This window comes from Pseudomonas sp. LBUM1660 (genome assembly GCF_059695935.1).
This window is the reverse complement of the sequence record NZ_CP166795.1, coordinates 1,012,220-1,037,291: the sequence shown is the minus strand read 5'-3', so window position 1 is coordinate 1,037,291 and position 25,072 is coordinate 1,012,220. Positions and strand designations below refer to the sequence as shown.

The 25,072-nt window shown below is 57.6% G+C and carries 19 protein-coding genes; 13 read left to right on the top strand and 6 right to left on the bottom strand.

From position 1 onward, the window contains the following. Positions 1-1,061 precede the first annotated feature (1,061 nt). The 8 genes from ACA068_RS04730 to ACA068_RS04695 all read left to right on the top strand — a co-directional run bounded on the left by ACA068_RS04730 (position 1,062) and on the right by ACA068_RS04695 (position 11,839). The gene (locus tag ACA068_RS04730; protein ID WP_497308005.1) at positions 1,062-2,687 is read left to right on the top strand and encodes an ABC transporter substrate-binding protein; all 1,626 of its coding nucleotides are present in this window, start codon (positions 1,062-1,064) and stop codon (positions 2,685-2,687) included. Between the two features lie 307 nt (positions 2,688-2,994). Beyond that, positions 2,995-4,596 carry an ABC transporter substrate-binding protein gene (locus ACA068_RS04725; protein ID WP_010463409.1) on the top strand — a complete coding sequence of 534 codons (1,602 nt, stop codon included), beginning with the start codon at positions 2,995-2,997 and terminating at the stop codon, positions 4,594-4,596. A 171-nt stretch (positions 4,597-4,767) separates the two neighbouring features. Continuing rightward, positions 4,768-6,186, top strand: coding sequence for an OprD family porin (locus ACA068_RS04720; RefSeq protein ID WP_497308002.1), 1,419 nt, complete (start codon positions 4,768-4,770; stop codon positions 6,184-6,186). Positions 6,187-6,264: 78 nt separating this feature from the next. Further along, positions 6,265-7,860 (top strand): ABC transporter substrate-binding protein, encoded by a 1,596-nt coding sequence (locus ACA068_RS04715; RefSeq protein WP_497308000.1) that lies wholly within the window; start codon positions 6,265-6,267, stop codon positions 7,858-7,860. 72 nt (positions 7,861-7,932) lie between these two features. Further along, on the top strand, positions 7,933-8,943 hold the full coding sequence (locus tag ACA068_RS04710) for an ABC transporter permease subunit (protein WP_131063110.1): 1,011 nt from the start codon (positions 7,933-7,935) through the stop codon (positions 8,941-8,943). 7 nt (positions 8,944-8,950) lie between these two features. Continuing rightward, the gene (locus ACA068_RS04705) at positions 8,951-9,880 is read left to right on the top strand and encodes an ABC transporter permease subunit (RefSeq protein ID WP_497307998.1); all 930 of its coding nucleotides are present in this window, start codon (positions 8,951-8,953) and stop codon (positions 9,878-9,880) included. Positions 9,881-9,890: 10 nt separating this feature from the next. Then, positions 9,891-10,859, top strand: coding sequence for an ABC transporter ATP-binding protein (locus ACA068_RS04700; RefSeq protein WP_497307996.1), 969 nt, complete (start codon positions 9,891-9,893; stop codon positions 10,857-10,859). Next, positions 10,859-11,839, top strand: coding sequence for a peptide ABC transporter ATP-binding protein (locus ACA068_RS04695; protein ID WP_462003975.1), 981 nt, complete (start codon positions 10,859-10,861; stop codon positions 11,837-11,839). The genes ACA068_RS04700 and ACA068_RS04695 overlap by 1 nt, the downstream gene beginning before the upstream one ends. A 177-nt stretch (positions 11,840-12,016) precedes the next feature. Here the strand turns inward: ACA068_RS04695 and ACA068_RS04690 are convergent, their stop codons facing one another. From ACA068_RS04690 to ACA068_RS04665, 6 genes are all read right to left on the bottom strand, one after another. After that, positions 12,017-12,265 carry a hypothetical protein gene (locus ACA068_RS04690; protein WP_497307994.1) on the bottom strand — a complete coding sequence of 83 codons (249 nt, stop codon included), beginning with the start codon at positions 12,263-12,265 and terminating at the stop codon, positions 12,017-12,019. 156 nt (positions 12,266-12,421) lie between these two features. Further along, on the bottom strand, positions 12,422-13,657 hold the full coding sequence (locus ACA068_RS04685; RefSeq protein WP_497307993.1) for an MFS transporter: 1,236 nt from the start codon (positions 13,655-13,657) through the stop codon (positions 12,422-12,424). A gap of 141 nt (positions 13,658-13,798) precedes the next feature. Beyond that, positions 13,799-15,019: an MFS transporter gene (locus ACA068_RS04680; RefSeq protein ID WP_497307991.1), complete on the bottom strand. Its 1,221-nt coding sequence runs from the start codon at positions 15,017-15,019 to the stop codon at positions 13,799-13,801. Then, the gene (locus ACA068_RS04675; RefSeq protein WP_497307989.1) at positions 15,012-16,064 is read right to left on the bottom strand and encodes a hypothetical protein; all 1,053 of its coding nucleotides are present in this window, start codon (positions 16,062-16,064) and stop codon (positions 15,012-15,014) included. The genes ACA068_RS04680 and ACA068_RS04675 overlap by 8 nt, the downstream gene beginning before the upstream one ends. Then, positions 16,061-17,446, bottom strand: a complete 1,386-nt coding sequence (locus ACA068_RS04670; RefSeq protein ID WP_497307988.1) for a DUF6002 family protein — start codon at positions 17,444-17,446, stop codon at positions 16,061-16,063. The genes ACA068_RS04675 and ACA068_RS04670 overlap by 4 nt, the downstream gene beginning before the upstream one ends. Before the next feature lie 377 nt (positions 17,447-17,823). Beyond that, positions 17,824-19,407 carry a peptide chain release factor 3 gene (locus tag ACA068_RS04665; protein ID WP_407015110.1) on the bottom strand — a complete coding sequence of 528 codons (1,584 nt, stop codon included), beginning with the start codon at positions 19,405-19,407 and terminating at the stop codon, positions 17,824-17,826. A gap of 485 nt (positions 19,408-19,892) precedes the next feature. On the opposite strand from ACA068_RS04665, the gene ACA068_RS04660 reads away from it, so the two are divergent. The 5 genes from ACA068_RS04660 (at position 19,893) to ACA068_RS04640 (ending at position 25,038) form a co-directional block, all read left to right on the top strand. Then, a complete protein-coding gene (locus tag ACA068_RS04660) occupies positions 19,893-20,609 on the top strand; it encodes an ABC transporter permease (protein ID WP_054049992.1) in 717 nt (238 codons plus the stop codon). Positions 20,610-20,629: 20 nt separating this feature from the next. Continuing rightward, entirely contained in the window at positions 20,630-21,538 is a 909-nt protein-coding gene (locus ACA068_RS04655) for a glycine betaine ABC transporter substrate-binding protein (protein ID WP_497307986.1), read from the top strand. A 12-nt stretch (positions 21,539-21,550) separates the two neighbouring features. Next, entirely contained in the window at positions 21,551-22,204 is a 654-nt protein-coding gene (locus ACA068_RS04650) for an ABC transporter permease (RefSeq protein ID WP_046054361.1), read from the top strand. Next, on the top strand, positions 22,201-23,358 hold the full coding sequence (locus ACA068_RS04645; RefSeq protein WP_497307983.1) for an osmoprotectant ABC transporter ATP-binding protein OsmV: 1,158 nt from the start codon (positions 22,201-22,203) through the stop codon (positions 23,356-23,358). The genes ACA068_RS04650 and ACA068_RS04645 overlap by 4 nt, the downstream gene beginning before the upstream one ends. Before the next feature lie 516 nt (positions 23,359-23,874). Beyond that, positions 23,875-25,038, top strand: coding sequence for a type III PLP-dependent enzyme (locus ACA068_RS04640; RefSeq protein WP_033058084.1), 1,164 nt, complete (start codon positions 23,875-23,877; stop codon positions 25,036-25,038). Positions 25,039-25,072: the final 34 nt, after the last annotated feature.

Here is a 25,072-nt window from a genome sequence, read left to right as displayed (position 1 = left end):
GCCATCGCTGGCAAGCCAGCTCCCACAGAAATCGGCGTGTACCGCTCGCTTCTCACCACTCAACAGGCCGAGCGTTAGCTCGCCTGCAGCTTTTGATCTTGATCCACCCGCCCCTTCGGGAGGCTGAGTGGAGGCGTTCATCTGGGGGGTGGGCGCGTAGCGCCGTGCGGCGAAGCCGCACACATCGAGAGGAGGTCGAAGCGAAGCCGACCGGAGGCGATGCCCCCAGATGAATGCCGGAGCGAGGGTACGCCGAGCCTAAGCGAGGGGCTGGACGCTTGGGGCGAAGACCTTTGCTTCCTTTGGGGCGTTTGCCAAAGGGAGTCGCTGTAAGAGCGAAACCATAAGTGGCCGTTACCGCAGGAATGGATATGTACACCAGCGAGAGACTGGTCGGCTATCAGGCCGCCATCGCGGGCAAGCCTCGCCCCTACAGGAAACTGGGGTCATCTGGAAGTAAGGATCGGCAAACAGGCTCGTTGCCAACATTTGACCTATGCCTATCTATTAACAAAGGCTCAGGGATCAGACCTTCAACACGCGGGAAAAGCCAATAGTGCTACCGCAAGCAGCAAAAAGGTTGCACCCAAGGTACTACCCACCATGCCGATGTAGCCTCCATCACCTCCCGGATCCAAATCATCCCCACAGATGTCCAGTGCCAAACAGTAACGCAACAATCTGCCTCTACAGACACAACAACCCTTTAAACAACAAACACCTACCCTTCCAACCACAACTCAATCCCATTCACGCCCGCCCGCCCCATTCACACCCCTCAATGATGGGTATAAATAAGTAACACCGCGCTCCAATCGGGTGCGCAAGCCGTCCAGATTGCCCCGCGCAGGTGCGCCAGACGCACCGAAAAAACCCTGCGCAAACGGTCAAATGCGCATGAATTTATACATATGCGACATTAAGGTACGTTCGTGCCACCGTTTAACGCCTGTGGTCGCTCTGGATCTTGCATTGGGTATGGCCCCTGCATAAGTATCCGCAGGAACGACTCACGAGGTCGTCCTCTAATTCCAAAAATGACAACAAATCATGAGGCCAACATGCTTAAACACGCGGTCATTCCGTTTTTAGTCGGCGCAGGCTTGTTAGCCTCCGCACCTTTCGCCCAAGCGGCGACTAACCTGGTGTTTTGCTCCGAAGGGAGCCCGGCCGGTTTTGATCCTGGTCAGTACACCACCGGAACCGACTTCGACGCCTCTGCAGAAACCATGTTCAACCGCCTGACCCAGTTCGAGCGCGGCGGCACCGCCGTGATTCCTGGTCTGGCGACCAAGTGGGACATCTCCGATGATGGCCTGACTTACACCTTCCACCTGCGTGAAGGCGTCAAGTTCCACACCACCCCGTACTTCAAGCCGACTCGTGAGTTCAACGCCGACGACGTGCTGTTCACCTTCAATCGCATGATTGACAAGAACGACCCGTTCCGCAAAGCGTACCCGACTGAGTTCCCGTACTTCACCGACATGGGGATGGACACCAACATCACCAAGATCGATAAAGTCGACGACAAAACTGTCAAGTTCACCCTGAAAGAAGTCGACGCCGCGTTCATCCAGAACATGGCCATGAGCTTCGCGTCGCTCCAGTCCGCCGAGTACGCTGCCCAGCTGCTCAAGGAAGGCAAAGCCGCCGACATCAACCAGAAGCCGGTCGGCACTGGCCCGTTCGTGTTCAAGAGCTACCAGAAAGATTCCAACATCCGCTACACCGGGAACAAGGACTACTGGAAGCCTGAAGACGTCAAGATCGACAATCTGATCTTCGCCATCACCACCGACCCGTCGGTGCGTATCCAGAAGCTGAAGAAGAACGAGTGCCAGATCACTCTGTTCCCTCGTCCGGCCGACCTGAAGGCACTGCAAGAAGACAAGACCTTGAAGGTGCCTAACCAGGCTGGTTTCAACCTGGGTTACATCGCCTACAACGTGATGGACAAGATCAAGGGCAGCGATCAGCCGAACCCGATGGCTCAATTGAAAGTGCGTCAGGCACTGGACATGGCCGTCAACAAGCAGCAGATCATCGACTCCGTCTACCAAGGTGCTGGTCAACTGGCCGTCAACGCCATGCCGCCAACCCAGTGGTCTTACGACACCACCATCAAGGATGCGCCGTACAACCCTGAGAAAGCCAAAGAGCTGCTCAAGGAAGCCGGCGTCAAGGAAGGCACCGAGATCAACCTCTGGGCGATGCCGGTACAGCGTCCTTACAACCCGAACGCCAAGCTGATGGCTGAAATGCTGCAGTCCGACTGGGCCAAGGTCGGTATCAAGGCCAAGATCGTGACCTACGAGTGGGGCGAGTACATCAAGCGCTCCAAAGGCGGCGAAAACGGCGCGATGCTGATTGGCTGGAGCGGCGACAACGGTGACCCGGACAACTGGCTGAACGTGCTGTTCGGCTGCGACTCGCTGCAGGGCAACAACTTCTCCAAGTGGTGCGACAAGAAGTTCGACGGCATCGTCAAAGAAGCCAAGCGCACGACCGATCAGGGCAAGCGCACCGAACTGTACAAACAGGCGCAACACGTCCTCAAAGACGCAGTTCCAATGACACCTATCGCTCACTCGACGGTGTTCCAACCCATGCGCAACAACGTTGAAGACTTCAAGATCAGCCCGTTTGGCTTGAACTCCTTCTACGGCGTCAGCGTCAGCAAATAAGGTTTTGCAACGGCGACGTTTTTAACGTCGCCGTTGCTTTATCTGCCGAGAAAGTAGGAAACAGCCTACATCCAATTCCGTCACGGATGACCACTGTGACGTCGGATGCGTTGCCTTTTCCCACAAGTCTTTCGGACTCTACGCATTTACTGCCGGACCCACGGCTCATACCGTCGGGATCTGACCAGTGCATGCGTGGGTTCTCGGTTTTGCTGCACGTCATGGTTTGAACTCAGTGATGCCTCCATGTCCGCGGACGGGACGGAGGCTCATTGAAAACACTTAGCGAACGAGAAAAGGGAGCGTCATGCGCCATACCTTGGTTTTATCCGCATTGCTGGGCACCGGCCTGTTGGCCGCCACTTCCATCAGCCAGGCCGCCAATAACAGCCTGGTGTTCTGCTCCGAAGGCAGCCCGGCTGGCTTCGATACTGCGCAGTACACGACATCGACCGACAACGATGCCGCCGAGCCGTTGTACAACCGATTGGCAGAGTTTGAAAAAGGCGCCACCAACGTCGTACCGGGGCTGGCTACTCGCTGGGATATTTCCGAGGACGGCCTCAAGTACACCTTTCACCTACGCGAAGGGGTGAAATTTCACACGACCAAGTACTTCACGCCGACCCGTGACTTCAACGCCGATGACGTGCTATTCACGTTCAATCGCATGCTCGATCCGCAGCAACCTTTCCGTAAGGCTTATCCAACCGAGTTCCCGTACTTCAACGGGATGAGCCTGAACAAGAACATCGCCAAGGTCGAAAAGACCGGGCCGCTGACCGTGGTCATGACGCTCAACAGCGTCGACGCCGCGTTCATCCAGAACATCGCCATGAGCTTCGCCGCCATTCTGTCCGCCGAATACGCCGACAAACTGCTGGCCGAAGGCAAGCCGAGCGACATCAACCAGAAGCCGATCGGCACTGGCCCGTTCGCGTTCAAGAGTTACCAGAAAGATTCCAACATCCGCTACACCGGCAACAAGCAGTACTGGGACCCGAGCCGGGTCAAGCTCGACAACCTGATCTTCTCGATCAACACCGACGCGTCGGTGCGCGTGCAGAAGCTCAAGGCCAATGAGTGCCAGATCACCCTGAGCCCGCGCCCCGCCGACGTACCCGCGCTGAAGAACGATCCGGCACTCAAGCTCATCGAAAAGCCCGGTTTCAACCTGGGCTACATCGCCTACAACGTTCGGCACAAACCGTTCGACCAGCTCGAAGTGCGTCAGGCGCTGGACATGGCGGTGAACAAGCAAGGCATTCTCAACGCCGTCTACCAAGGTGCGGGTCAATTGGCGGTCAACGCCATGCCGCCGACCCAATGGTCCTACGACGACACGATCAAGGACGTCGCCTACAACCCGGAAAAAGCCAAGGAGCTGCTCAAGGCTGCCGGCGTGAAAGAAGGCACCGAAATCACCTTGTGGGCAATGCCCGTTCAGCGCCCTTACAACCCGAACGCCAAGTTGATGGCCGAAATGCTCCAGGCTGACTGGGCAAAAATCGGCCTCAAAGTGAAGATCGTCAGTTACGAATGGGGCGAGTACATCAAGCGCACCAAGAATGGCGAGCACGACGTCAGCCTGATTGGCTGGACCGGTGACAATGGGGACCCGGACAACTGGCTCGGCACGCTTTACAGCTGCGACGCCATTGGTGGCAACAACTACTCCATGTGGTGCGATCCGGCTTATGACAAGTTCATCAAGCAGGCCAAGGTCGTTACCGACCGCGACCAGCGCACCGTGCTCTACAAACAGGCGCAGCACTATCTCAAGCAACAAGTGCCGATCACGCCTATCGCCCATTCGACGGTCAACCAGCCGTTGAGCGCCAAAATCGAAGGATTCAAGGTGAGTCCATTCGGTCGTAACGTGTTCTCGGGCGTCAGTATCGACCAATAACCGATTAGCCAGAACGCTGGGGGCGCATTGCGCCCTCACGCATACGTATTGCCTTAATTTGCCAATCCGGCTGACAGCAAACGTTTGCGAAGCCTTGTATGAGTTCCAAACCAAATAGCCGGATCACCAAAAAAGACCGGAATTAAAAAAAGAAAGTAAGGAGCTTCACCCATGAAACTGAGCAGCACCGCGTTATTGGCCCTGGCCATCAGCAGCGTAACCGCCTCGGCTTACGCAGAAACCCAAAGCCAGGCGTTCACGCCGGTTACCGTCAAAGAGAAAAGCGCCCAAAGCGAAGCCACCGGTTTTGTTGAAGGCCAATCGGTCACCGGTTCCACGCGTAACTGGTATGCGAATGAGTCGTTCAAGCGGGGCGCGACGCTCAACTATCTTAAAAACGGTGAGACTCGCACGACTGACCGTCGCATCAACTGGGTGCAAGGCACAATCATCAAGTACAACTCGGGCTTCACCGAGGGTACTGTCGGTTTCAGCACCGAAGTGGCGGCCTACAACGCAATTGCTCTGGACCGGGATCGCAAAGACCTCGCGTCCGGTAACGGTGGTGCTCCTGAGCCAGGTCGCAGTGGCCGTGGCAACAACCGTACTTTGACTGAAAATGGCGGTGACGCCGTTGATCAGTGGAGCAAACTGGGCCTGGCCAACGTCAAGGCACGTTTCTCCAACACCACGCTGACGGCCGGTCGCCAGAACTTCAGCAGCCCGCAAGTGGATGTCATCGGTAACCGACCGCTGCCTTCAAGCTTCGAAGGTGTGACCCTGCACAGTGAAGAGCTGGAAAACCTGTCCTTCGACCTCGGCACCTTCGACCGTAACTCGCCGCGTACCGAACAGAGCCAGCGCAAATTCCGTTCCGAATACGGCGACGGTACCGCTGAAGCTGATCACGTCAACACTGCCGGTATCACTTACACCCCGTTCGCCAGCCTGACCACCAGCCTGTGGGGTACCCAGGCCGAAGACCTGTGGAACCAGTACTACTTCGGCGCCACCCACGTTCTGGGAGACAGCTCGGTACTGAGCCTGACCACTGGCCTGAACTACTACAAAACCGTCGACGAAGGCAAAAAACTGCTGGGCGAAATCGACAACGATACCTACTCCCTGTCGCTGGGCCTGACTCACCAGGCCCACAGCCTGACCTTCTCGTACCAGGAAGTGAACGGTAACGAGTACTTCGACTACCTGCACGAAACCAACGGCATCTACCTGGCCAACTCCCTGCTGTCGGACTTCAACGGCCCGAACGAGAAATCCTTCCAGATCGCCTACGGCCTGAACATGGCTGAATACGGCGTTCCAGGCCTGAAGTTCAACATCTACCAGGCTCGCGGCTGGGGCATCGACGGTACTCACTATGCCGGCGGCGGTTACGACGGCGTGCAGTCGATGGACGGCGAGCACCATTATGAATACGGCATCGGTACTTCGTATGCCGTGCAGAGCGGCCCGCTCAAGGCCACCACTGTTCGCGCGACCTACACCGCTCACCGCGCCAGCGAAAACCAGGCCGATGGCAGCCTCAACGAGTTCCGTCTCGTGACCACCATCCCGTTCAACGTCCTGTAATGCACCTGCCGAACGGCTGATTCAGTGATGGATCGGCCGTTCGGCTTTTGTCCTTTAACCGATTGCAGAGGGTTCTTGATGAAAATGCTTCCCCTACGTGCGGCCATTGCAGCCGCGTTGCTGAGTGTCGCTGTTGGCGTCTCGGCCAAACCCCTGGTGGTCTGCACCGAAGCCAGCCCGGAAGGCTTCGATATGGTCCAGTACACGACTGCAGTCACAGCCGATGCGGTGGCCGAAACCATCTTCAATCGTCTGGCGGACTTCAAGCCCGGCACCACTGAAGTGATTCCGGCACTGGCCGACTCCTGGGAGATCAGCGAGGACGGTCTGACCTACACGTTCCACCTGCGCAAAGGCGTCAAGTTTCACACCACCGAATATTTCAAGCCGACCCGCGACATGAACGCCGACGATGTGGTCTGGAGTTTCCAGCGTCAGCTGGACCCGAACCACCCATGGCACAAACTGTCTAGCGTGGGCTTCCCGTACTTTGAAAGCATGGGCTTCAAGGAACTGCTGAAAAGCGTCGAGAAAGTCGACGACAACACCGTCACCTTCACCTTGACCCGTCGCGAAGCGCCATTCCTGGCCGACATCGCCATGGCCTTCTCCTCGATCTACTCCGCCGAGTACGCCGACCAGTTGCTCAAGGCCAACAAGACCGGCGACCTGAACAACAAGCCTGTCGGCACCGGCCCGTTCATCTTCCAGCGTTACGCCAAGGATGCTCAGGTGCGTTTCAAGGCCAACCCGGAATACTTCCGTGGCAAGCCACCGGCTGAAGCGCTGATCCTGGCCATCGCCACCGACAACAACGTGCGCCTGCAAAAGCTCAAGGCCAACGAGTGCCAGATCGCGCTGTATCCGAAACCGGATGACATCCCGAGCATCAAGAAAGATGACAAGCTGAAGGTCGATGAGCTGAACGCGATGACCGTCGCGTATATCGCCATCAACACCACGCACAAATACCTGAGTGATGTGCGCGTGCGCAAAGCCATCGACATCGCCTTCGACAAGGAAGCGGCCGTCAACGCGCTGTTTGGCAAAGGCAATGCGACCGCTGCGGTCAATCCGTTCCCGGACACGCTGCTGGGTTACAACCACACTCTGAAAAACCCTGCCCGCGACCTCGACAAGGCCCGCGCCCTGCTCAAGGAAGCCGGCGTACCGGAAGGCACGGTATTCACCCTGTTCACCCGCAATGGCGGGGGTGCGACCAACCCGAACCCGATGCTCGGCGCGCAGATGATACAGGCTGACCTGGCCAAGGTCGGGATCAAGATAGACATTCGCGTCATGGAATGGGGCGAGATGCTCAAACGTGCCAAAAACGGCGAGCACGACATGGTTTCCGCCGGATGGGCGGGTGATAACGGCGACCCGGATAACTTCCTGACGCCTATGCTCAGTTGCGAGGCGGCCAAAAACGGCGAAAACTACGCGCGCTGGTGCAACGAGAAGTTCCAGGCACTGATCGACCAGGCCCGCGAGAAAGTGGACCCGGCCGAGCGTGCAGCGCTGTACGAACAGGCTCAGGTTATTTTTAACCAGGACCAGCCATGGATCAGCATGGCGCACACTAGAATGTTCACCGCAATGCGCAACAACGTAGAGGGCTATCACATTAGCCCCCTCACCACTAATAACTTCGCCACCACCCAGGTGAAGTAGATAAGAAACTACCGGCATTCCTGACCCAGGAATGCCGGGCACGCCTAACCGGCTGATGAGGTACACCACAAGATGTTTAGTTTTATTGCCCGCCGATTGGGGTTATTGATCCCCACATTCTTCGGCATCACCTTGCTGACTTTCGCGTTGATTCGCATGATTCCTGGCGACCCCGTGGAAGTGATGATGGGCGAACGTCGGGTCGACCCCGAAATGCACGCTCAGGCAATGGAACGCCTTGGCCTGAACAAACCGCTGTATGCCCAGTACCTGGACTACATCGGCAAGTTGGCCCACGGCGACCTTGGCGAATCCTTGCGTACCCGTGAAAGCGTCTGGAGCGAGTTCAGCTCTCTATTCCCCGCGACCCTGGAACTGTCCATGGCCGCGCTGTTGTTCGCCGGCATCCTGGGCCTTCTGGCCGGGGTGATTGCGGCACTCAAGCGAGGATCCCTGTTCGACCATGGGGTGATGGGTATCTCCCTGGCGGGATATTCGATGCCGATCTTCTGGTGGGGCCTGATCCTGATCATGTTCTTCTCGGTATCCCTGGGCTGGACCCCGGTGTCCGGGCGGATCGACCTGCTCTATGACATCGAGCCGCGGACCGGCTTCATGCTCATCGACACGCTGCTGGCCGATGACGTCGGGGCGTTCTTCGATGCCCTGCATCACCTGATCCTGCCGGCCATCGTGCTCGGCACCATCCCGCTGGCGGTTATTGCGCGGATGACCCGTTCGTCGATGCTCGAAGTGCTGCGTGAAGACTACATCCGTACCGCCCGTGCCAAAGGCCTGTCGCCGTCGCGCGTGGTCTTTGTTCACGGCCTGCGCAACGCGCTGATTCCGGTACTGACCGTGGTCGGCCTGCAAGTCGGCACATTGCTGGCCGGTGCGGTCCTGACCGAAACCATCTTCTCCTGGCCCGGCATCGGCAAATGGCTGATCGAAGCCATTGGCGCACGGGACTATCCCGTGGTGCAGAACGGCATCCTGTTAATCGCCTGCCTGGTGATTCTGGTCAACTTCGTAGTGGACATCCTCTACGGCTTTGCCAACCCACGCATTCGTCACCAGCGCTGAGATCATCATGACCATGACCACTCCAGCTTCAACTCAAAATCAAGCGGTAACAGTCGATCAAAGCCTGCTGTACCCGTCCCCGTACAAAGAATTCTGGCAAGCGTTCTCCAAGAACAAAGGCGCCGTCGCCGGCTTGATGTTCATGCTGCTGGTGATTTTCTGCGCGATCTTCGCGCCTTGGGTTGCCCCGCATGACCCGAGCGAGCAATACCGCGACTTCCTGCTGACCCCGCCGTCCTGGCTGGAAGGTGGGCAGCTCCAGTTCCTGCTCGGCACCGATGAACTGGGTCGCGACCTGCTGTCGCGGCTGATCAACGGTTCGCGCCTGTCCCTGCTGATCGGCTTGTCGTCGGTGGTGATGTCGCTGATTCCCGGGATCCTGCTGGGTCTGTTCGCCGGCTTCTTCCCGAAACTGCTCGGCCCGACCATCATGCGTCTGATGGACATCATGCTGGCCCTGCCGTCCCTGCTGCTGGCGGTGGCGATTGTCGCCATCCTCGGCCCTGGCCTGATCAACACCATTATTGCCATCGCCGTGGTTTCGTTGCCGTCCTATGTTCGTCTGACCCGCGCCGCGGTGATGGGCGAATTGAACCGCGACTATGTGACCGCCGCGCGTCTGGCCGGTGCCGGTCTGCCACGCCTGATGTTCGTCACCGTGCTGCCCAACTGCATGGCGCCGCTGATCGTTCAGGCCACCCTGAGTTTCTCTTCGGCGATTCTCGATGCTGCGGCACTGGGCTTCCTCGGCCTTGGCGTACAACCGCCAACCCCTGAGTGGGGCACCATGCTGGCTTCGGCTCGCGACTACATCGAACGCGCCTGGTGGGTGGTAAGTCTGCCTGGTTTGACCATTTTGCTCAGCGTGCTGGCAATCAACTTGATGGGCGACGGTCTGCGCGATGCGCTGGACCCGAAACTCAAGAACGCCGCCTGAGGAGATTCAAATGTCACTGTTAGAAATCAAGAATCTCAACGTTCGCTTTGGCGACAAGAACGCCGTTCCGGTGGTCGACGGGCTCGACATTACCGTGGACAAAGGCGAAGTCCTGGCCATCGTTGGCGAGTCGGGTTCCGGTAAATCCGTGACCATGATGGCGCTGATGGGCCTGATCGAGCATCCGGGGATCGTCACCGCCGACGCCCTGAATTTCGACGGCAAGAACATGCTCAAGCTCAGCAACCGTCAGCGTCGACAAATCGTCGGCAAAGACCTGGCCATGGTCTTCCAAGACCCGATGACCGCGCTGAACCCGAGCTACACCGTCGGTTTCCAGATCGAAGAAGTGCTGCGCCTGCACCTGAAAATGTCCGGCAAGCAAGCTCGCGCACGCGCCATCGAACTGCTGGAAAAAGTGGAAATCCCGGGTGCCGCCAGTCGTATGGACGCTTACCCGCATCAACTCTCCGGCGGTATGAGCCAGCGTGTTGCGATTGCCATGGCGATTGCCGGCGAACCGAAACTGCTGATCGCCGACGAACCGACCACTGCCCTCGACGTGACCATTCAGGCCCAGATCATGGACCTGCTGTTGGCGCTGCAAAAAGAGCAGAACATGGGTCTGGTGCTGATCACTCACGACCTCGCGGTCGTGGCCGAAACCGCTCAGCGCGTGTGCGTGATGTACGCCGGCCAGGCGGTCGAAGTGGGTCAAGTGCCGCAACTGTTTGACATTCCGGCGCACCCGTACAGCGAAGCGCTGCTCAAGGCGATTCCGGAACACAGCCTGGGCGCCACGCGCCTGGCCACGCTGCCAGGCATCGTTCCCGGTCGCTACGACCGTCCGCAGGGTTGCCTGCTGTCGCCGCGCTGCCCGTATGTGCAAGACAGCTGCCGCGCGCAGCGTCCTGGCCTTGACCCGAAAAGCAACAGCCTCGCCCGCTGCTTCTACCCGCTGAATCAGGAGGTGGCGTAATGGCCGTCGTACTTACCGCCCGCGACCTGACCCGTCACTACGAAGTGTCCCGCGGCCTGTTCAAGGGTCATGCGACCGTGCGCGCCCTCAACGGTGTGTCGTTCGAACTGGAAGCCGGCAAGACGCTCGCCGTTGTAGGTGAATCGGGTTGCGGCAAATCGACCCTGGCCCGCGCCCTGACGCTGATCGAAGAGCCGTCCTCCGGCTCCTTGAAAATCGCCGGGCAGGAAGTCGCCGGTGCCGACAAGGCTCAGCGCAAGCAACTGCGCAAAGACGTGCAGATGGTGTTCCAGAGCCCATACGCGTCGTTGAATCCACGGCAGAAAGTCGGTGATCAACTGGCCGAGCCGCTGCTGATCAACACCAACCTCAGCGCCGCCGAACGTCGCGAGAAAGTGCAAGCGATGATGAAACAAGTGGGCTTGCGTCCTGAGCACTATCAGCGTTATCCGCACATGTTCTCCGGCGGTCAGCGCCAGCGGATCGCCCTGGCCCGCGCGATGATGCTGCAACCGAAAGTGCTGGTCGCGGACGAACCGACCTCGGCGCTGGACGTGTCGATTCAGGCGCAGGTGCTGAACCTGTTCATGGATTTGCAGCAAGAGTTCAACACCGCCTACGTGTTCATCTCCCACAACCTGGCAGTCGTCCAGCACGTGGCCGATGACGTGATGGTGATGTACCTCGGTCGCCCGGTGGAAATGGGCCCGAAGAACGACATCTACGAGCGTCCGTTGCACCCGTACACCCAGGCGTTGCTGTCGGCGACCCCGACCATTCACCCGGACCCGAACAAGCCGAAAATCAAGATCGTCGGCGAGTTGCCCAACCCGCTGAACCCGCCGTCCGGCTGCGCTTTCCACAAGCGCTGCCCGTACGCGACCGAGCGCTGCAGCACTGAAGAGCCAGCCCTGCGCCTGCTCGACAGCCGCCAGGTGGCTTGCCACTACGCCGAGCAGTTCCTCGACGGCGCCGCGTAACAAACTGTGGGAGCGAGCCTGCTCGCGATAGCGTTTTCTCAGTCGACTTAGATGTTGACTGGAATATCGCCTTTGCGAGCAGGCTCGCTCCCACTGGGATTTGCGAGCTGTTCAATGACCTCTGCTTCTTCGGCTGCGCATCAGTCGGGGGAGAAGGGGTTTTCTTTTGCCTGCGGTTTACGTCTGGCTGTCGGCGTCATCAGTGTCTGGCTCTGCAGTGGTCGAGTCATCGTCGTCCGCACTGCCGCCCTGTCCCTTATCACCAGGCTCTGATTCGGATTTGGCAATCATCAACTCGCCCTGACCACCCTGCCCACTCGACGCTTGCGTATCGTGATCCTCGCACTCGGCCCAAACCGCCGAACTGCCGAGAGACAACATCACCACCACCTTCAACAGCAGTAAAACCCGTAGAAATCTGTTCATAGCCGATTCCATCCTTTTGCAGGTGAAACATAAGTGCCTGGCTGGCGCTGAGTGAAATCTAGTTCCGATCAGCCGGGTTCTCCAGATAGGACACTAACGAATGGGCAGAAATACCGTCCGAAGCCAGATTGGTTTCGAATAACCCTCATAATCGAATCAGCTAAGCGAAGTGACGCGCGACGTTTGTGAATCCAGGCCTTTCAAGGCGCCCAAACGTGTGGCCTGATAAATCAGCGGCGTGGACAACAAGGCCAGTGCGGCGCTGACCCACCAGACAATGTGCCCGCCGAAGTGGCCATAGAGCTGACCGCCAAGTACCGGTGAAAGCAGCGCGCTCGCACTCCAGCACATGAAGAACAGGCCGAAGTATTGGCCGCTTTTTCCCGCTTGCGCGTGCTGCATGACGAGTACATTCAGCGGCGGCATGAACAGTGCCTCCCCCAGCGTCCAGATCACCGTCGACAGGCAGGCATAAAACAGCCCGGAACCCAGCGGCAACATGCCAAGCCCGACCGCCAGCAACACACATCCTGCGACCAGTTGCCGGCGCGCATCCCAGCGTTCGCCCCAGTGCGACAGCGGTATTTGCAATACCACAATCAACATCGCATTGATCCCAAACTGCCAGCCGATGGCTTCAGTGCTCAACCGGTAGTAATCCCGCAGGTAATTGCCGAGCATGCTGTAGATCGAATCGAACGCCATGCCGAGGAGGATCACCGCTGCCAGCAACCAGAGGAACGGTCGATCTCGATAGGGAACGCCTGTGCCAGCGCCGGCATCGGGCGTTTCGTCGGGAATCAGCACCGGCCGGTGCCATGTCGTGCGGACAAACCAAAGCAATGCCAGAAGCGTCATGGCCGCGCTGACAAAAAATACCCAGCGAAAATCGGTCTGTGCCAACACCCCGCCCGCCAAGCCGGCGGCAGCCATGCCGAGGTTTCTGGCGACACGGCTCAAGGCCTGCGCGCGAGGACGCTGCGCCACCTCGCAGTACTCCATGATCAGCCGCTGATGCAGCGTACGAATAGCCCCGTCGAGTGTCCCGCTGAGCAACAGCAAACCTGCCAGCAGCGGCGCTTGAGTGACCAGCCCCAGCAAAACCAGAACCCACATCGAGGCAAAGAACAGGGCGGCCGTCAGCTGTGCCGTCCGGACATGATCGCTGAGCCATCCACCCAGCATGGAACCGATGAGCAGACCGGCGCCGTAAGCGGACAGCAGCCAGCCAACGGTCTCGATCGCGAAGCCCAGTTCCTGACGCAGGTACAACGCCATGAACAGCTTGACCATGCTGCTCAGGCGATTGATGAACAGTAGCGCCGCGAGCACCCACGCCATGGTGCAGAAATAGCCATCCAGCCGCAGCAGGTGGGTCAGCCGACTCATCATTCCATTGATCCCTTGTACTCTTGCTCGTAGAGAGACGCTTCTTACGAAGTGAACCCCGAACACTAGACGTCAACAATTGCGTTGTCGCTGGTAAAAACCAGCGGTGCTGGAAAAGTAGAGCAAAACTACGCCCGTGGAAAATCAGTGGGTCACGGAAGAATGAACGGTTGGATGTTCCATTAAACGGGTCGCCTGATAAATCAGCGGCATCGCGGCAAACGCCAAAGCTGCACTCGCGAGCCAGACGCTGTGCCCGCCGAAATAGGCATAGAGCTGGCCTCCAAGCGTCGGTGAAAGCAGCACACTCGCACTCCAGCACATAGAAAAAAGGCCGAAGTAATGCCCACTTTTACCCGCTTGCGCACGCTGCATTACCATTACGTTGAGGGTCGGCATAAAAAGAATCTCGCCAAGCGTCCAAACCACTGTCGACAGGCAGACATAAAGTACCCCGCCTCCCAAAGGCAACATTCCTAATCCGCAAGCCAGCAACGCGCTGCCTGCCAACAACTGGCGCCGCGCTCCCCACTTATCCCCCCAGTGAGATAAAGGTATTTGCAGCAGGACCACCAGTAAGGCATTGAGTGCAAATTGCCATCCGATGACTTCAGTACCCAACCGAAAGTAATCGAGCAGATAGTTGCCCAGCATGCTGTAGACCGGCTCGAAGGCAAGGCCGAGCAAGACAGAAGCCGCCAACAACCAGAGGAAGGGTCTATCTCGATAAGGTACGCATGTACCCGAAACCGAGTCAGGGGCCAGATCTGGTATCAGAACTTCTCGATGAAATGTCGCCCGAACAAACCAGATCAAAGCCAACAGCGTCATGGCCGCACTGACAAAAAACACCCAACGGAAATCCGCTTGCGCCAGAAACCCACCCACGACCCCGGCCACAGCCATGCCCAAGTTACTGGTAACACGGCTCAGTGACTGCGCACGAACACGTTGTGCATCTTCGCAATACTCCATGATCAACCGCTGATGAAGTGTACGAATTGCACCGTCGAGTATCCCGCTGAAAAGCAACAACCCCGCCAGCAAAGGCACCTCGGCGACCAGCGCCAGCAAAACCAGCACCCATGCCGAAGTAAAAAACAACACAGCGGTGAGCCGCGCCGCCGAAAAATGATCACTCAGGAGTCCGCCCGCCATTGCCCCGACCAACAAGCCGCCGCCGTAAGCGGACAACAACCAGCCAACGGTTTCAATCGCAAGTCCCAGGTCCTGGCGCAGGTACAACGCCATGAATAGTTTGACCATGGCGCTTATGCGACTGATAAAGATCAACGCAGCAAGTACCCAGGCCATTGGACAGAAGTAGCCATTACGGCGGACCACGTGAGCAAACCGACTAATCATGCCACTGGTCCAGGTTGTGGCTAACGGCGCTGTGAATGCCTTTTGATACGAAAGGAATGTCCGAGCGGATCTCATGATCGGCATCGTAAAAATACTGCGCTTGCAGCCGGCCGCCAGCATCCAGACCCATCAAAGGGTTGTTGATCAGAAACTGTCTGGAGGAAGCACAAAACGTCGGCGCTCGAATCAATATCCGCCACTGCCCGAATGCGTTATCCGGAATGAAGGCCTGAGCCCCGAAGCGTTTTTTATACTGAAACGTTCCCTTACTCAAAAATGGTTCGCAACCTTGGAAATCGACAAAATCGATGAGGAACTGATTCGATGCCCATTCCAGGATCGCGTGATATACAAAGTTCTGCGCTCCATTTGCGCGGTAAATTGCTGCACCACCTTTCACCCCGATTAACCGCGCATTCAAAGTGCGCATCGACGCATCAAGCTGGGAAACGCTTCCCGCCACCCACTCATCATGCAAGTGGACTCGAAACAACATTCCTCGCTTGAACAAATCTTGATAAGCCACTTGTTCCTGCACACTCCGAGCAAATGCCCCATAACGAGCACTCATTGTCGGCAGATGCATGGAGCGGTAGAAGGCAAAAAAATCCTCATCTTCAAGCGAAACATCGAAATCGAAACCTTGCCTGATCGATTGAACACGACGCTTGTTTTCTCGATGAGAGAGCTGCCCCTGGACATGTTCCCAACCGGCAGAAACGTCTACTTTCTGGTGAATCCTGCTAACACCCACAATATCGCCATGCCGTTGAAACGCCTGGACGAACTCCATGGGCGCCATCAACAAGCTCATGTTGGCTTGATTTTGTTTTATGAACGCCTCAAGTTCACTCCACTCCAGAGTTCCTTCCTGCTCCACAGAGGAATGCTTGAAAAAACATTGATCCACAAAGGGAACGATGTAGAGCAGCCCCTCTGCCACACCGACATAAACCAGCCGTGCAGGTATTCCAGCTTTGGAATACCCCCTGTAAACACGGAAATGGCAAAGCGTTTTCCAGCTTTTGAGAAGGTCTCCGCTCATGAGTTACAACGACTGCGAAGTATCCCCATCATCTCTTCAGCACTGCTAATAAATGACAACCCGTCGGCAGGAATGGCCTTAAAATCACCCCGGCAATAAGTGCCCGATGCATGAATGGTGCAACCGTCCATGCCCTCAAGTAACTGTCGATCAATTGCATTAAGGCAACCCGTCAGCGCCATCACCAATGACCACTCTTTCAGGTCCCGGGGATCGGTGGGCAATCTGACTGGCGTATTTGCGAGCAATCGAGTGCATTCGCTGTAGCGTTGCATGCACTCATGAAGCGAAACGACTATTCCCGAGCCGCCATTGGCCCTGACCTGCGCAGTCATTTCCACTGCGGTAGGCGGCAGGTGTGTATAAAAAGTGGATTCGAGCACTTCGTCTGGACTCCATGTTGCGGCAGGAAAGTGCGCAGACTCCGACTGCACCCATAAACCGTCGGCACTCTGCTTATAGCGTGGAGCAGAAGCGCCCTCGAAATTTCCGTCGAGCAAGTGCAGAACCATGTCGCTGGTTGCGAGATGTTGAACCAATAAAAATGAAGGAGTGGAAACTTTTGTCCCGTGACGTCTCATCACGTCTACACCTGAACAATATCCCAGAAGACCATAGGCACTCGACACCGCATGCACATGCACGGTCTTGCGGTCAGTGTCCCAGGCGTCACCATACTCAAAATCAAAAAAAGCCCGGGCCTGATCAGAAAACCGGTAGTTCTCGAGCCGCAGGGAATGCCACAACTTCGAATCACCCAATGGACGACGATTGAAGAGATCCTTGAACTGTTGTCCAACAACCTTCACTGCTTCCGGCGACTCGGTATCAAGCACGAACACAGGATTCAGAGCACGCAACCGAGGGTCGTCGTAAAGTTCGGTTCTACGCAGCTTTCCAGTCGTCTGGGCAGGCGTCAGCGTGACAATGCGTAATTGCTCTGGGTGGACCAACTTGTTCTTCAGTGCACGTAGAACCGCATCACGTAGAGCAATGGCTTTGTTTCCCGATGAGGGGGAAAACAACAGAATGCTGTCGCCGGTATCCTGAATATGGCGAATGGCGCGTGCAACGATCAGCGTCGAGGCAAAGGTCTTTGTGGTTTGAGTATTTGCGTTTTGCCTCAGATCGAACAAACGCAACGGCATACCTCGGTAACGGCCCATCTCAAAAAACTGCGCAGTGGCGACAGAAAGGAAGGCCTGCATACGCGGCTCCATTGCGGGCAGCTTCATGGAAGGCTCAAAAGCGTCGTCACTGGTGCTGACTTCGAAGCCGGGAGCACTGCTGACGATCAGATCGTAGTAACGTTCGATGACAGAAATGGGAGTCAGAGGTCGTTGGGTTGTCAGTGCAGCCGCATCGGTTTTCATTACATCCATTTGTCTTGTGCTCCTGCTCGTGGAAAGTCGCTACTTGCGAAATGTCCACCGAAAGCTAGACGTCAACGACTTCCATGTCTCGGGTAAAAGACCGGAGAAGTTAAAAGCAGAGCCAAGCTACAAAACTCCGTAAAAACACCTACAGAAATTCCTGACGCACGCGTACTGACTCATCGCTTGATGATGTTCGCGCGCCTTGCGGAATTTCACGTCCGGCCAGCACTCGCGAAAAACGTCAACGATAATGCGATCTGCCTGACAACCCGTGGCTTACTGACGACCATCGCGAGCAGGCTCGCTCCCACAGGAAATGGTGGCGGGTATGAAAAAGCCCCGGTGCTTTCGCGACCGGGGCTTTTGGTTTTGCGGCTCAGCGCTTAATGATGCTCACGCGTCGCCCTGAATTTCACGTCCGGCCAGCGCTCTTCCATCAGCGCCAGGTTAACCCGCGTCGGGGCCAGGTAGGTCAGGTGACCACCGCCGTCGACTGCAAGGTTTTCCACAGCCTTGACGCTGAACTCTTCAAGCTTCTTCTTATCGCTGCAATCAATCCAGCGAGCGGAGTACACGGTGATCGGCTCGTAAGAGCACTCAACCTTGTATTCCTCTTTCAAGCGGCTGGCGACCACATCGAACTGCAGCACACCCACGGCGCCGAGGATGATGTCGTTGCTGCGCTCGGGGAAGAACACCTGGGTGGCGCCCTCTTCCGCCAATTGCTGCAAACCTTGACGCAGTTGCTTGGATTTCAGCGGATCACGCAGGCGCACGCGACGGAACAGTTCCGGGGCGAAGTGCGGGATACCGGTGAAGCCCAGGACTTCGCCTTCGGTGAAGGTGTCGCCGATCTGGATGGTGCCGTGGTTGTGCAGGCCGATGATGTCGCCGGCAAACGCTTCTTCCAGTTGCTCGCGCTCGGAGGAGAAGAAGGTCAGCGCGTCGCCGATGCGCACGTCCTTGCCGGTGCGCACGTGGCGCATCTTCATGCCTTTTTCGTACTTGCCGGAGCAGATCCGCATGAAAGCGATACGGTCGCGGTGTTTGGGGTCCATGTTCGCCTGGATCTTGAACACGAAGCCGGCGAATTTCTCTTCAACTGGCTCAACGGTGCGCTCGTTGGCAACACGGGCCAGAGGTTTCGGCGCCCAGTTGACCACGGCGTCGAGCACGTGATCGACACCGAAGTTGCCCAGTGCAGTCCCGAAGAACACCGGCGTCAGTTGGCCGTCGAGGAATTCCTGTTGATTGAATTCGTGGCAGGCGCCCTGAACCAGTTCCAGCTGATCGACGAAGCGATCGTACTCGTCGCCCAAGTGCGCGCGAGCTTCATCGGAATCGAGCTTCTCGATGATTTTGACATCAGTGCGCTCGTGGCCGTGGCCCGCGGTGTACACGATGATGTAGTCGTCGGCGAGGTGATAAACGCCTTTGAAGTCGCGGTAGCAACCGATCGGCCAGGTGATCGGCGCTGCCTTGATCTTCAGGACCGCTTCGATTTCGTCGAGCAGTTCGATCGGGTCGCGGATGTCACGGTCGAGTTTGTTGATGAAGCTGACGATCGGCGTGTCACGCAGACGGCAGACGTCCATCAGCGCGATGGTCCGTGGTTCTACACCCTTACCGCCGTCGAGGACCATCAAGGCCGAGTCCACCGCTGTCAGGGTACGGTAGGTATCTTCGGAGAAGTCTTCGTGGCCCGGGGTGTCGAGCAGGTTGATCATGTGGTCGCGATACGGGAACTGCATGACCGACGTGGTAATCGAGATACCACGCTGCTTTTCCATTTCCATCCAGTCGGAGGTGGCATGGCGGTCGGACTTGCGAGACTTCACCGTGCCCGCAATCGCAATCGCCTTGCCCATCAGCAAGAGCTTCTCGGTGATGGTGGTTTTACCGGCATCGGGGTGGGAAATAATGGCGAAAGTGCGGCGTTTCGCGACTTCGGCGGCCTGTTTGGTCATGGGAAATCGCCTGGCAGGTGATTCAAAAAAGGGCGGCGAGTATAGCCCAAAACGTTACCTCCGGACCACCGTTCGCCCTGTAGCAGCTGCCGGTGTGGTGAGGGGATTTATCCCCGTTGGGCTGCGAAGCGGCCCCTGTTTTTCCAGCCACACCGCGTCCATTACGACGGCTTCGCCGCCGAACGGGGATAAATCCCCTCACCACACCGGCAGCTGCTACATCGGGTAATCGAGATCAACGGTGGCTAATTGCTGTTAATTATGGAACCTTTTAAAAGGTGCAGACGTCCACTCCCCTGTTACGGCACTCGTCTCAGGGGCCGAAAAATCAGCAAGTTAGCCTGACGAGGCTGCGCTTATGGCTCGATCTCATGCGGTTTCATCAGCATGAAGAGCTGCTTCTCGCGAACGTTGATTTCCCGGCAGCCAGGAATGGCATGCCACACGGGACTGCGTTCGCCGACAAAGAAAAAAGGAGTCCGCCTGTGGCTATTCGCTATGGCAAGGGGCTGATAGGAGGTGCGGTTGTCGTCGCTCTCCTGGCCCTGCTGGTCCACTGGATTGGCATCAACACGATCGAACATTACCGCGACGATTTATTGTTTTACCTGCAAGCTCACCTGATTCTCGTCCTTGTTTCCATGCTGGCCGCCCTCGTTGTAGGCATCCCCGCCGGTATCTTCCTCAGCCGCCCGACCATGGTAGGCCGCGCTGAACGCTTCATGCAGATCTTCAACATCGGCAACACCGTGCCGCCTCTCGCCGTACTGGCCATCGCCCTGGGGATCCTCGGCATAGGCAGCGGCCCCGCGATCTTCGCGCTGTTCCTCGCCTCGCTGTTGCCGATCGTGCGCAACACCTATGAAGGCCTGAAAAACGTCCAGGGTTCACTCAAGGAAGCGGCCGTCGGCATCGGCATGACCCCGACTCAGGTGCTGTGGCGGGTCGAACTGCCGAACGCTGTGCCGATCATCATCGGTGGCGTGCGCGTGGCGCTGGCGATCAACGTCGGGACGGCACCGCTGGCGTTCCTGATCGGTGCCAACAGCCTGGGCAGCCTGATTTTCCCTGGCATCGCCCTGAACAATCAGCCGCAACTGCTGCTCGGCGCGGCCTGCACCGCCCTGCTGGCCTTGCTGCTCGACGGCCTGGTGACACTCGCCAGCCGCCTCTGGCTCGAACGCGGCCTACGCCCGTCTTAAGCCTCGGCAAAGGAATATTTATGAAAGCTTTCCACCTAAAAGGCATGACCTTAATCATGGGCTGCGTTCTGCTGTTCGCAGGATTTGCCCAAGCCGCTGAAAAACCGGTGATCCGCATCGGCGCCCGGGTGTTCACCGAACAAACCCTACTGGCGGAAATCACTTCCCAATACCTGCGCACCAAGGGTTACGACACCCAGGTGACCGGCGGTCTGGGCAGCAATCTGGCCCGCAGCGCCCACGAAAGTGGCCAACTGGATTTGATGTGGGAATACACCGGCGTGTCGCTGGTGGCTTACAACCATGTCACCGAAAAACTCGACAGCGCCCAGTCCTACGCCAAGGTGAAAGAACTCGATGCGAAAAAAGGCCTGATCTGGCTGACCCCGTCGAAATTCAGCAACACCTATGCCCTGGCCTTGCCGGAAAGCACCGCGAAGGCTTACCCGCAGATCAACACCATCAGCGAGCTGAACACGGTGCTGCAGGCTGAGGCGAAGACCAATCACCTGGTGGCGCTGGACACCGAGTTCGCCAACCGTTCCGACGGTCTGGACGGCATGGTCGACCTCTACGGCATGAACCTGACCCGCAAAAACATACGGCAGATGGATGCAGGTTTGGTCTACACCGCCCTGCGCAATGGCCAGGTATTTGCCGGTCTGGTCTACACCACCGACGGTCGTTTGAATGCCTTCAAGCTCAAACTGCTTGAAGACGACAAGCACTACTTCCCGGATTACACCGCCGCGCCAGTGGTGCGTCAGGACTACCTCGACGCCCATCCAAAACTGGCGGAAGAAATAAAGCCGCTGGCGGAACTGTTCGACGACGCCACCATGCGCCAACTCAATGCGCGGGTCGATGTCGATCACGAAAGCCCTTCATCCGTTGCCGCCGATTTCCTGCGCCAGCATCCATTGAACTAAGGAGGAAAAGCCATGGAATTTCTCAACGCCTTTTCCCATCTCGACTGGCCGCTGGTGCTGCACCTGACCTGGCAGCACATCACCCTGGTCGGCATCGCCGTGACCTTGGCGATTCTGGTCGGCGTGCCGCTCGGCATTTTGATGACACGTTTCCCGACACTCGCCGGTCCCTTGCAAGCCAGCGCCACCGTGCTGCTGACCGTACCGTCGATTGCGCTGTTCGGCCTGCTGCTGCCGTTCTACTCCAAATTCGGCCAGGGCCTCGGTCCGATGCCGGCGATCACGGCGGTGTTTCTGTATTCGCTGCTGCCGATCATGCGTAACACCTACCTCGCCCTGACCGGCGTCGACCCCGGCATTCGCGAAGCCGCGCGCGGCATCGGCATGACCTTCGGCCAGCGTCTGCGCATGGTCGAACTGCCGATCGCAGTGCCGGTGATCCTCGCCGGTGTGCGCACCGCCGTGGTCATGAACATCGGTGTCATGACCATCGCCGCCACCATCGGTGCCGGTGGCCTCGGTGTACTCATTCTCGCTTCCATCAGCCGCAGCGACATGTCGATGCTGATCGTCGGCGCCGTGCTGGTCAGTCTCCTGGCCATCTTCGCCGACCTGCTTCTGCAATGGCTGCAACGCACGCTGACTCCTAAAGGACTGCTCAAATGATCGAACTTCAAAACCTCAGCAAGACCTTCCAAAGCAACGGCAAAGATGTGAAAGCCGTGGACTCGGTAAGCCTGACCGTCAATGAAGGCGAGATCTGTGTGTTCCTCGGGCCATCGGGCTGCGGCAAAAGCACCACGCTGAAAATGATCAACCGCCTGATCAAGCCGACCTCGGGCAAGATCCTGATCAACGGCGAAGACACCACCGACCTCGACGCCGTGACCCTGCGTCGCAACATCGGTTATGTGATCCAGCAAATTGGCTTGTTCCCGAACATGACCATCGAGGAAAACATCACCATCGTTCCGCGCCTGCTGGGCTGGGACAAACAGAAATGCCACGACCGCGCTCGCGAGTTGATGAGCATGATCAAGCTCGAGCCCAAACAGTATCTGAATCGCTACCCCCGTGAGTTGTCCGGTGGCCAACAGCAACGGATCGGCGTGATTCGTGCGCTGGCGGCGGATGCACCGCTGTTGCTGATGGACGAACCGTTCGGCGCGGTCGATCCGATCAACCGCGAGATGATCCAGAACGAGTTCTTCGAAATGCAGCGCGCGCTGAACAAGACCGTAATCATGGTCAGCCACGACATCGACGAAGCCATCAAGCTGGGCGACAAGATTGCCATCTTCCGCGCCGGCAAGCTGCTGCAGATCGATCACCCGGACACGCTGCTGGCGCATCCGGCGGACGACTTTGTCAGCAACTTCGTCGGTCAGGACAGCACCCTCAAGCGTCTGTTGCTGGTGAAGGCTGAGGACGCGGCGGACAACGCGCCGTCGGTGAGCCCGGAAACGCCGGTGGCCGAAGCCCTGGAGTTGATGGACGAACTGGACCGTCGTTATGTGGTGGTCACCGATGGTGATAACAAGGCGCTGGGTTATGTACGACGTCGCGACTTGCACCGTCAGACCGGTACTTGTACGCAATACCTGCGCGAATTCAACGCCACCGCAGCGTACGACGAGCATTTGCGCATCCTGTTGTCACGGATGTACGAGTTCAACCGCTCGTGGTTGCCGGTGATGGATGCCGAGCGAGTGTTCCTGGGGGAAGTGACTCAGGAATCGATTGCCGAGTACCTGAGTTCCGGTAAGTCCCGTGGCGGCAAGACCAGCATTGTTTCGCCGGCCGAGACTGCTGTCGCCTGATCTGACGCCTTCACGGGCAAGCCTCGCTCCTACAGGTGCGGTGTCGTACGCAACATCACGGCATGCCGCAACCCTGTAGGAGCGAGGCTTGCCCGCGAATGGGCCAACTCGATTTATCTGAATCCCGCCAAAATCCCCTTATCCGGGGAACATCACACTGTCATGCAGGTCGGTTACATCAGTAACTGTCGGGGACCGCACGACGGAAGCGTGCAAAAACGCGACATTTTTTGTTGATCTCAAGCCCCTCACGCCCTAAAGTTCGCGCCGAACGTCCATGCTGGAAACGATCCATCCGGCTCAAGTACTGACGACGAGACAGCAAGGCCAAGGGAAGCACCGCCTCCCATGGCCTTTTTGCTTTCGGCGACATGCCTTGGGAAGTAGGCGAACCAAAGTGGGGATACGGAGGACGTTCAGGAGGGTGTGTCATCAATGAAATCACGAGTGCGATTTCATTGATGACACACCCTCGCACCCATTGATAATTTCAGTTTGCCAGTAGGAGTTCCCAGCATGTCGATCAACGTCGAAGACTATTTCGCGCGCGATACCTTCAACAAAATGAAGGCTTTCGCCGACAAACAAGAAACCCCGTTCGTGGTGATCGACACCGCGATGATCAGCCAGGCCTATGACGACCTGCGCGCCGGTTTCGAATTCGCCAAGGTCTACTACGCGGTCAAGGCCAACCCGGCCGTCGAAATCATCGACTTGCTCAAAGAGAAAGGCTCGAACTTCGACATCGCGTCGATCTACGAGCTCGACAAAGTGATGAACCAGGGTGTCGGCCCGGATCGCATCAGCTACGGCAACACCATCAAGAAATCCAAGGACATCCGCTACTTCTACGAGAAGGGCGTGCGTCTGTATGCCACCGACTCCGAAGCCGACCTGCGTAACATCGCCAAGGCTGCACCGGGCTCGAAAGTCTACGTGCGCATCCTCACCGAAGGCTCGACCACCGCTGACTGGCCTCTGTCGCGCAAATTCGGCTGCCAGACCGACATGGCCATGGACCTGCTGATCCTCGCTCGTGACCTGGGCCTGGTGCCATACGGCATCTCGTTCCACGTCGGCTCGCAACAGCGCGACATCAGCGTCTGGGACGCGGCGATCGCCAAGGTCAAAGTGATCTTCGAACGCCTGAAAGAAGAAGACGGCATTCACCTGAAGCTGATCAACATGGGCGGTGGCTTCCCGGCCAACTACATCACCCGCACCAACAGCCTGGAAACCTACGCTGAAGAAATCATCCGTTTCCTCAAGGAAGACTTCGGTGACGAACTGCCGGAAATCATCCTGGAACCGGGCCGCTCGCTAATCGCCAACGCCGGAATCCTGGTCAGCGAAGTGGTGCTGGTCGCCCGTAAATCCCGTACCGCGGTAGAGCGATGGGTGTACACGGATGTGGGCAAGTTCTCCGGCCTGATCGAAACCATGGACGAAGCCATCAAGTTCCCGATCTGGACCGAGAAGAAAGGCGAGATGGAAGAAGTGGTCATCGCCGGCCCGACCTGCGACAGCGCCGACATCATGTACGAGAACTACAAGTACGGTCTGCCGCTGAACCTGGCGATTGGTGATCGTTTGTACTGGTTGTCGACCGGTGCGTATACCACCAGTTACAGCGCGGTTGAATTCAATGGATTCCCGCCGCTGAAGTCGTTTTACGTGTAAGCGCTAGACGCTCAAAACAAAAAGCCCATGACGT

Bases quoted from the DNA above. Each gene is read 5' to 3' on its own strand.
- ACA068_RS04695 (WP_462003975.1), top strand. From the start codon at position 10,859: ATGGCCGTCGTACTTACCGCCCGCGACCTGACCCGTCACTACGAAGTG.
- ACA068_RS04640 (WP_033058084.1), top strand. From the start codon at position 23,875: ATGTCGATCAACGTCGAAGACTATTTCGCGCGCGATACCTTCAACAAA.
- ACA068_RS04680 (WP_497307991.1), bottom strand. From the start codon at position 15,019: ATGATTAGTCGGTTTGCTCACGTGGTCCGCCGTAATGGCTACTTCTGT.
- ACA068_RS04675 (WP_497307989.1), bottom strand. From the start codon at position 16,064: ATGAGCGGAGACCTTCTCAAAAGCTGGAAAACGCTTTGCCATTTCCGT.
- ACA068_RS04665 (WP_407015110.1), bottom strand. From the start codon at position 19,407: ATGACCAAACAGGCCGCCGAAGTCGCGAAACGCCGCACTTTCGCCATT.
- ACA068_RS04655 (WP_497307986.1), top strand. From the start codon at position 20,630: ATGAAAGCTTTCCACCTAAAAGGCATGACCTTAATCATGGGCTGCGTT.
- ACA068_RS04650 (WP_046054361.1), top strand. From the start codon at position 21,551: ATGGAATTTCTCAACGCCTTTTCCCATCTCGACTGGCCGCTGGTGCTG.
- ACA068_RS04715 (WP_497308000.1), top strand. From the start codon at position 6,265: ATGAAAATGCTTCCCCTACGTGCGGCCATTGCAGCCGCGTTGCTGAGT.
- ACA068_RS04720 (WP_497308002.1), top strand. From the start codon at position 4,768: ATGAAACTGAGCAGCACCGCGTTATTGGCCCTGGCCATCAGCAGCGTA.
- ACA068_RS04685 (WP_497307993.1), bottom strand. From the start codon at position 13,657: ATGATGAGTCGGCTGACCCACCTGCTGCGGCTGGATGGCTATTTCTGC.
- ACA068_RS04700 (WP_497307996.1), top strand. From the start codon at position 9,891: ATGTCACTGTTAGAAATCAAGAATCTCAACGTTCGCTTTGGCGACAAG.
- ACA068_RS04730 (WP_497308005.1), top strand. From the start codon at position 1,062: ATGCTTAAACACGCGGTCATTCCGTTTTTAGTCGGCGCAGGCTTGTTA.
- ACA068_RS04710 (WP_131063110.1), top strand. From the start codon at position 7,933: ATGTTTAGTTTTATTGCCCGCCGATTGGGGTTATTGATCCCCACATTC.
- ACA068_RS04690 (WP_497307994.1), bottom strand. From the start codon at position 12,265: ATGAACAGATTTCTACGGGTTTTACTGCTGTTGAAGGTGGTGGTGATG.
- ACA068_RS04725 (WP_010463409.1), top strand. From the start codon at position 2,995: ATGCGCCATACCTTGGTTTTATCCGCATTGCTGGGCACCGGCCTGTTG.
- ACA068_RS04670 (WP_497307988.1), bottom strand. From the start codon at position 17,446: ATGGATGTAATGAAAACCGATGCGGCTGCACTGACAACCCAACGACCT.
- ACA068_RS04705 (WP_497307998.1), top strand. From the start codon at position 8,951: ATGACCATGACCACTCCAGCTTCAACTCAAAATCAAGCGGTAACAGTC.
- ACA068_RS04645 (WP_497307983.1), top strand. From the start codon at position 22,201: ATGATCGAACTTCAAAACCTCAGCAAGACCTTCCAAAGCAACGGCAAA.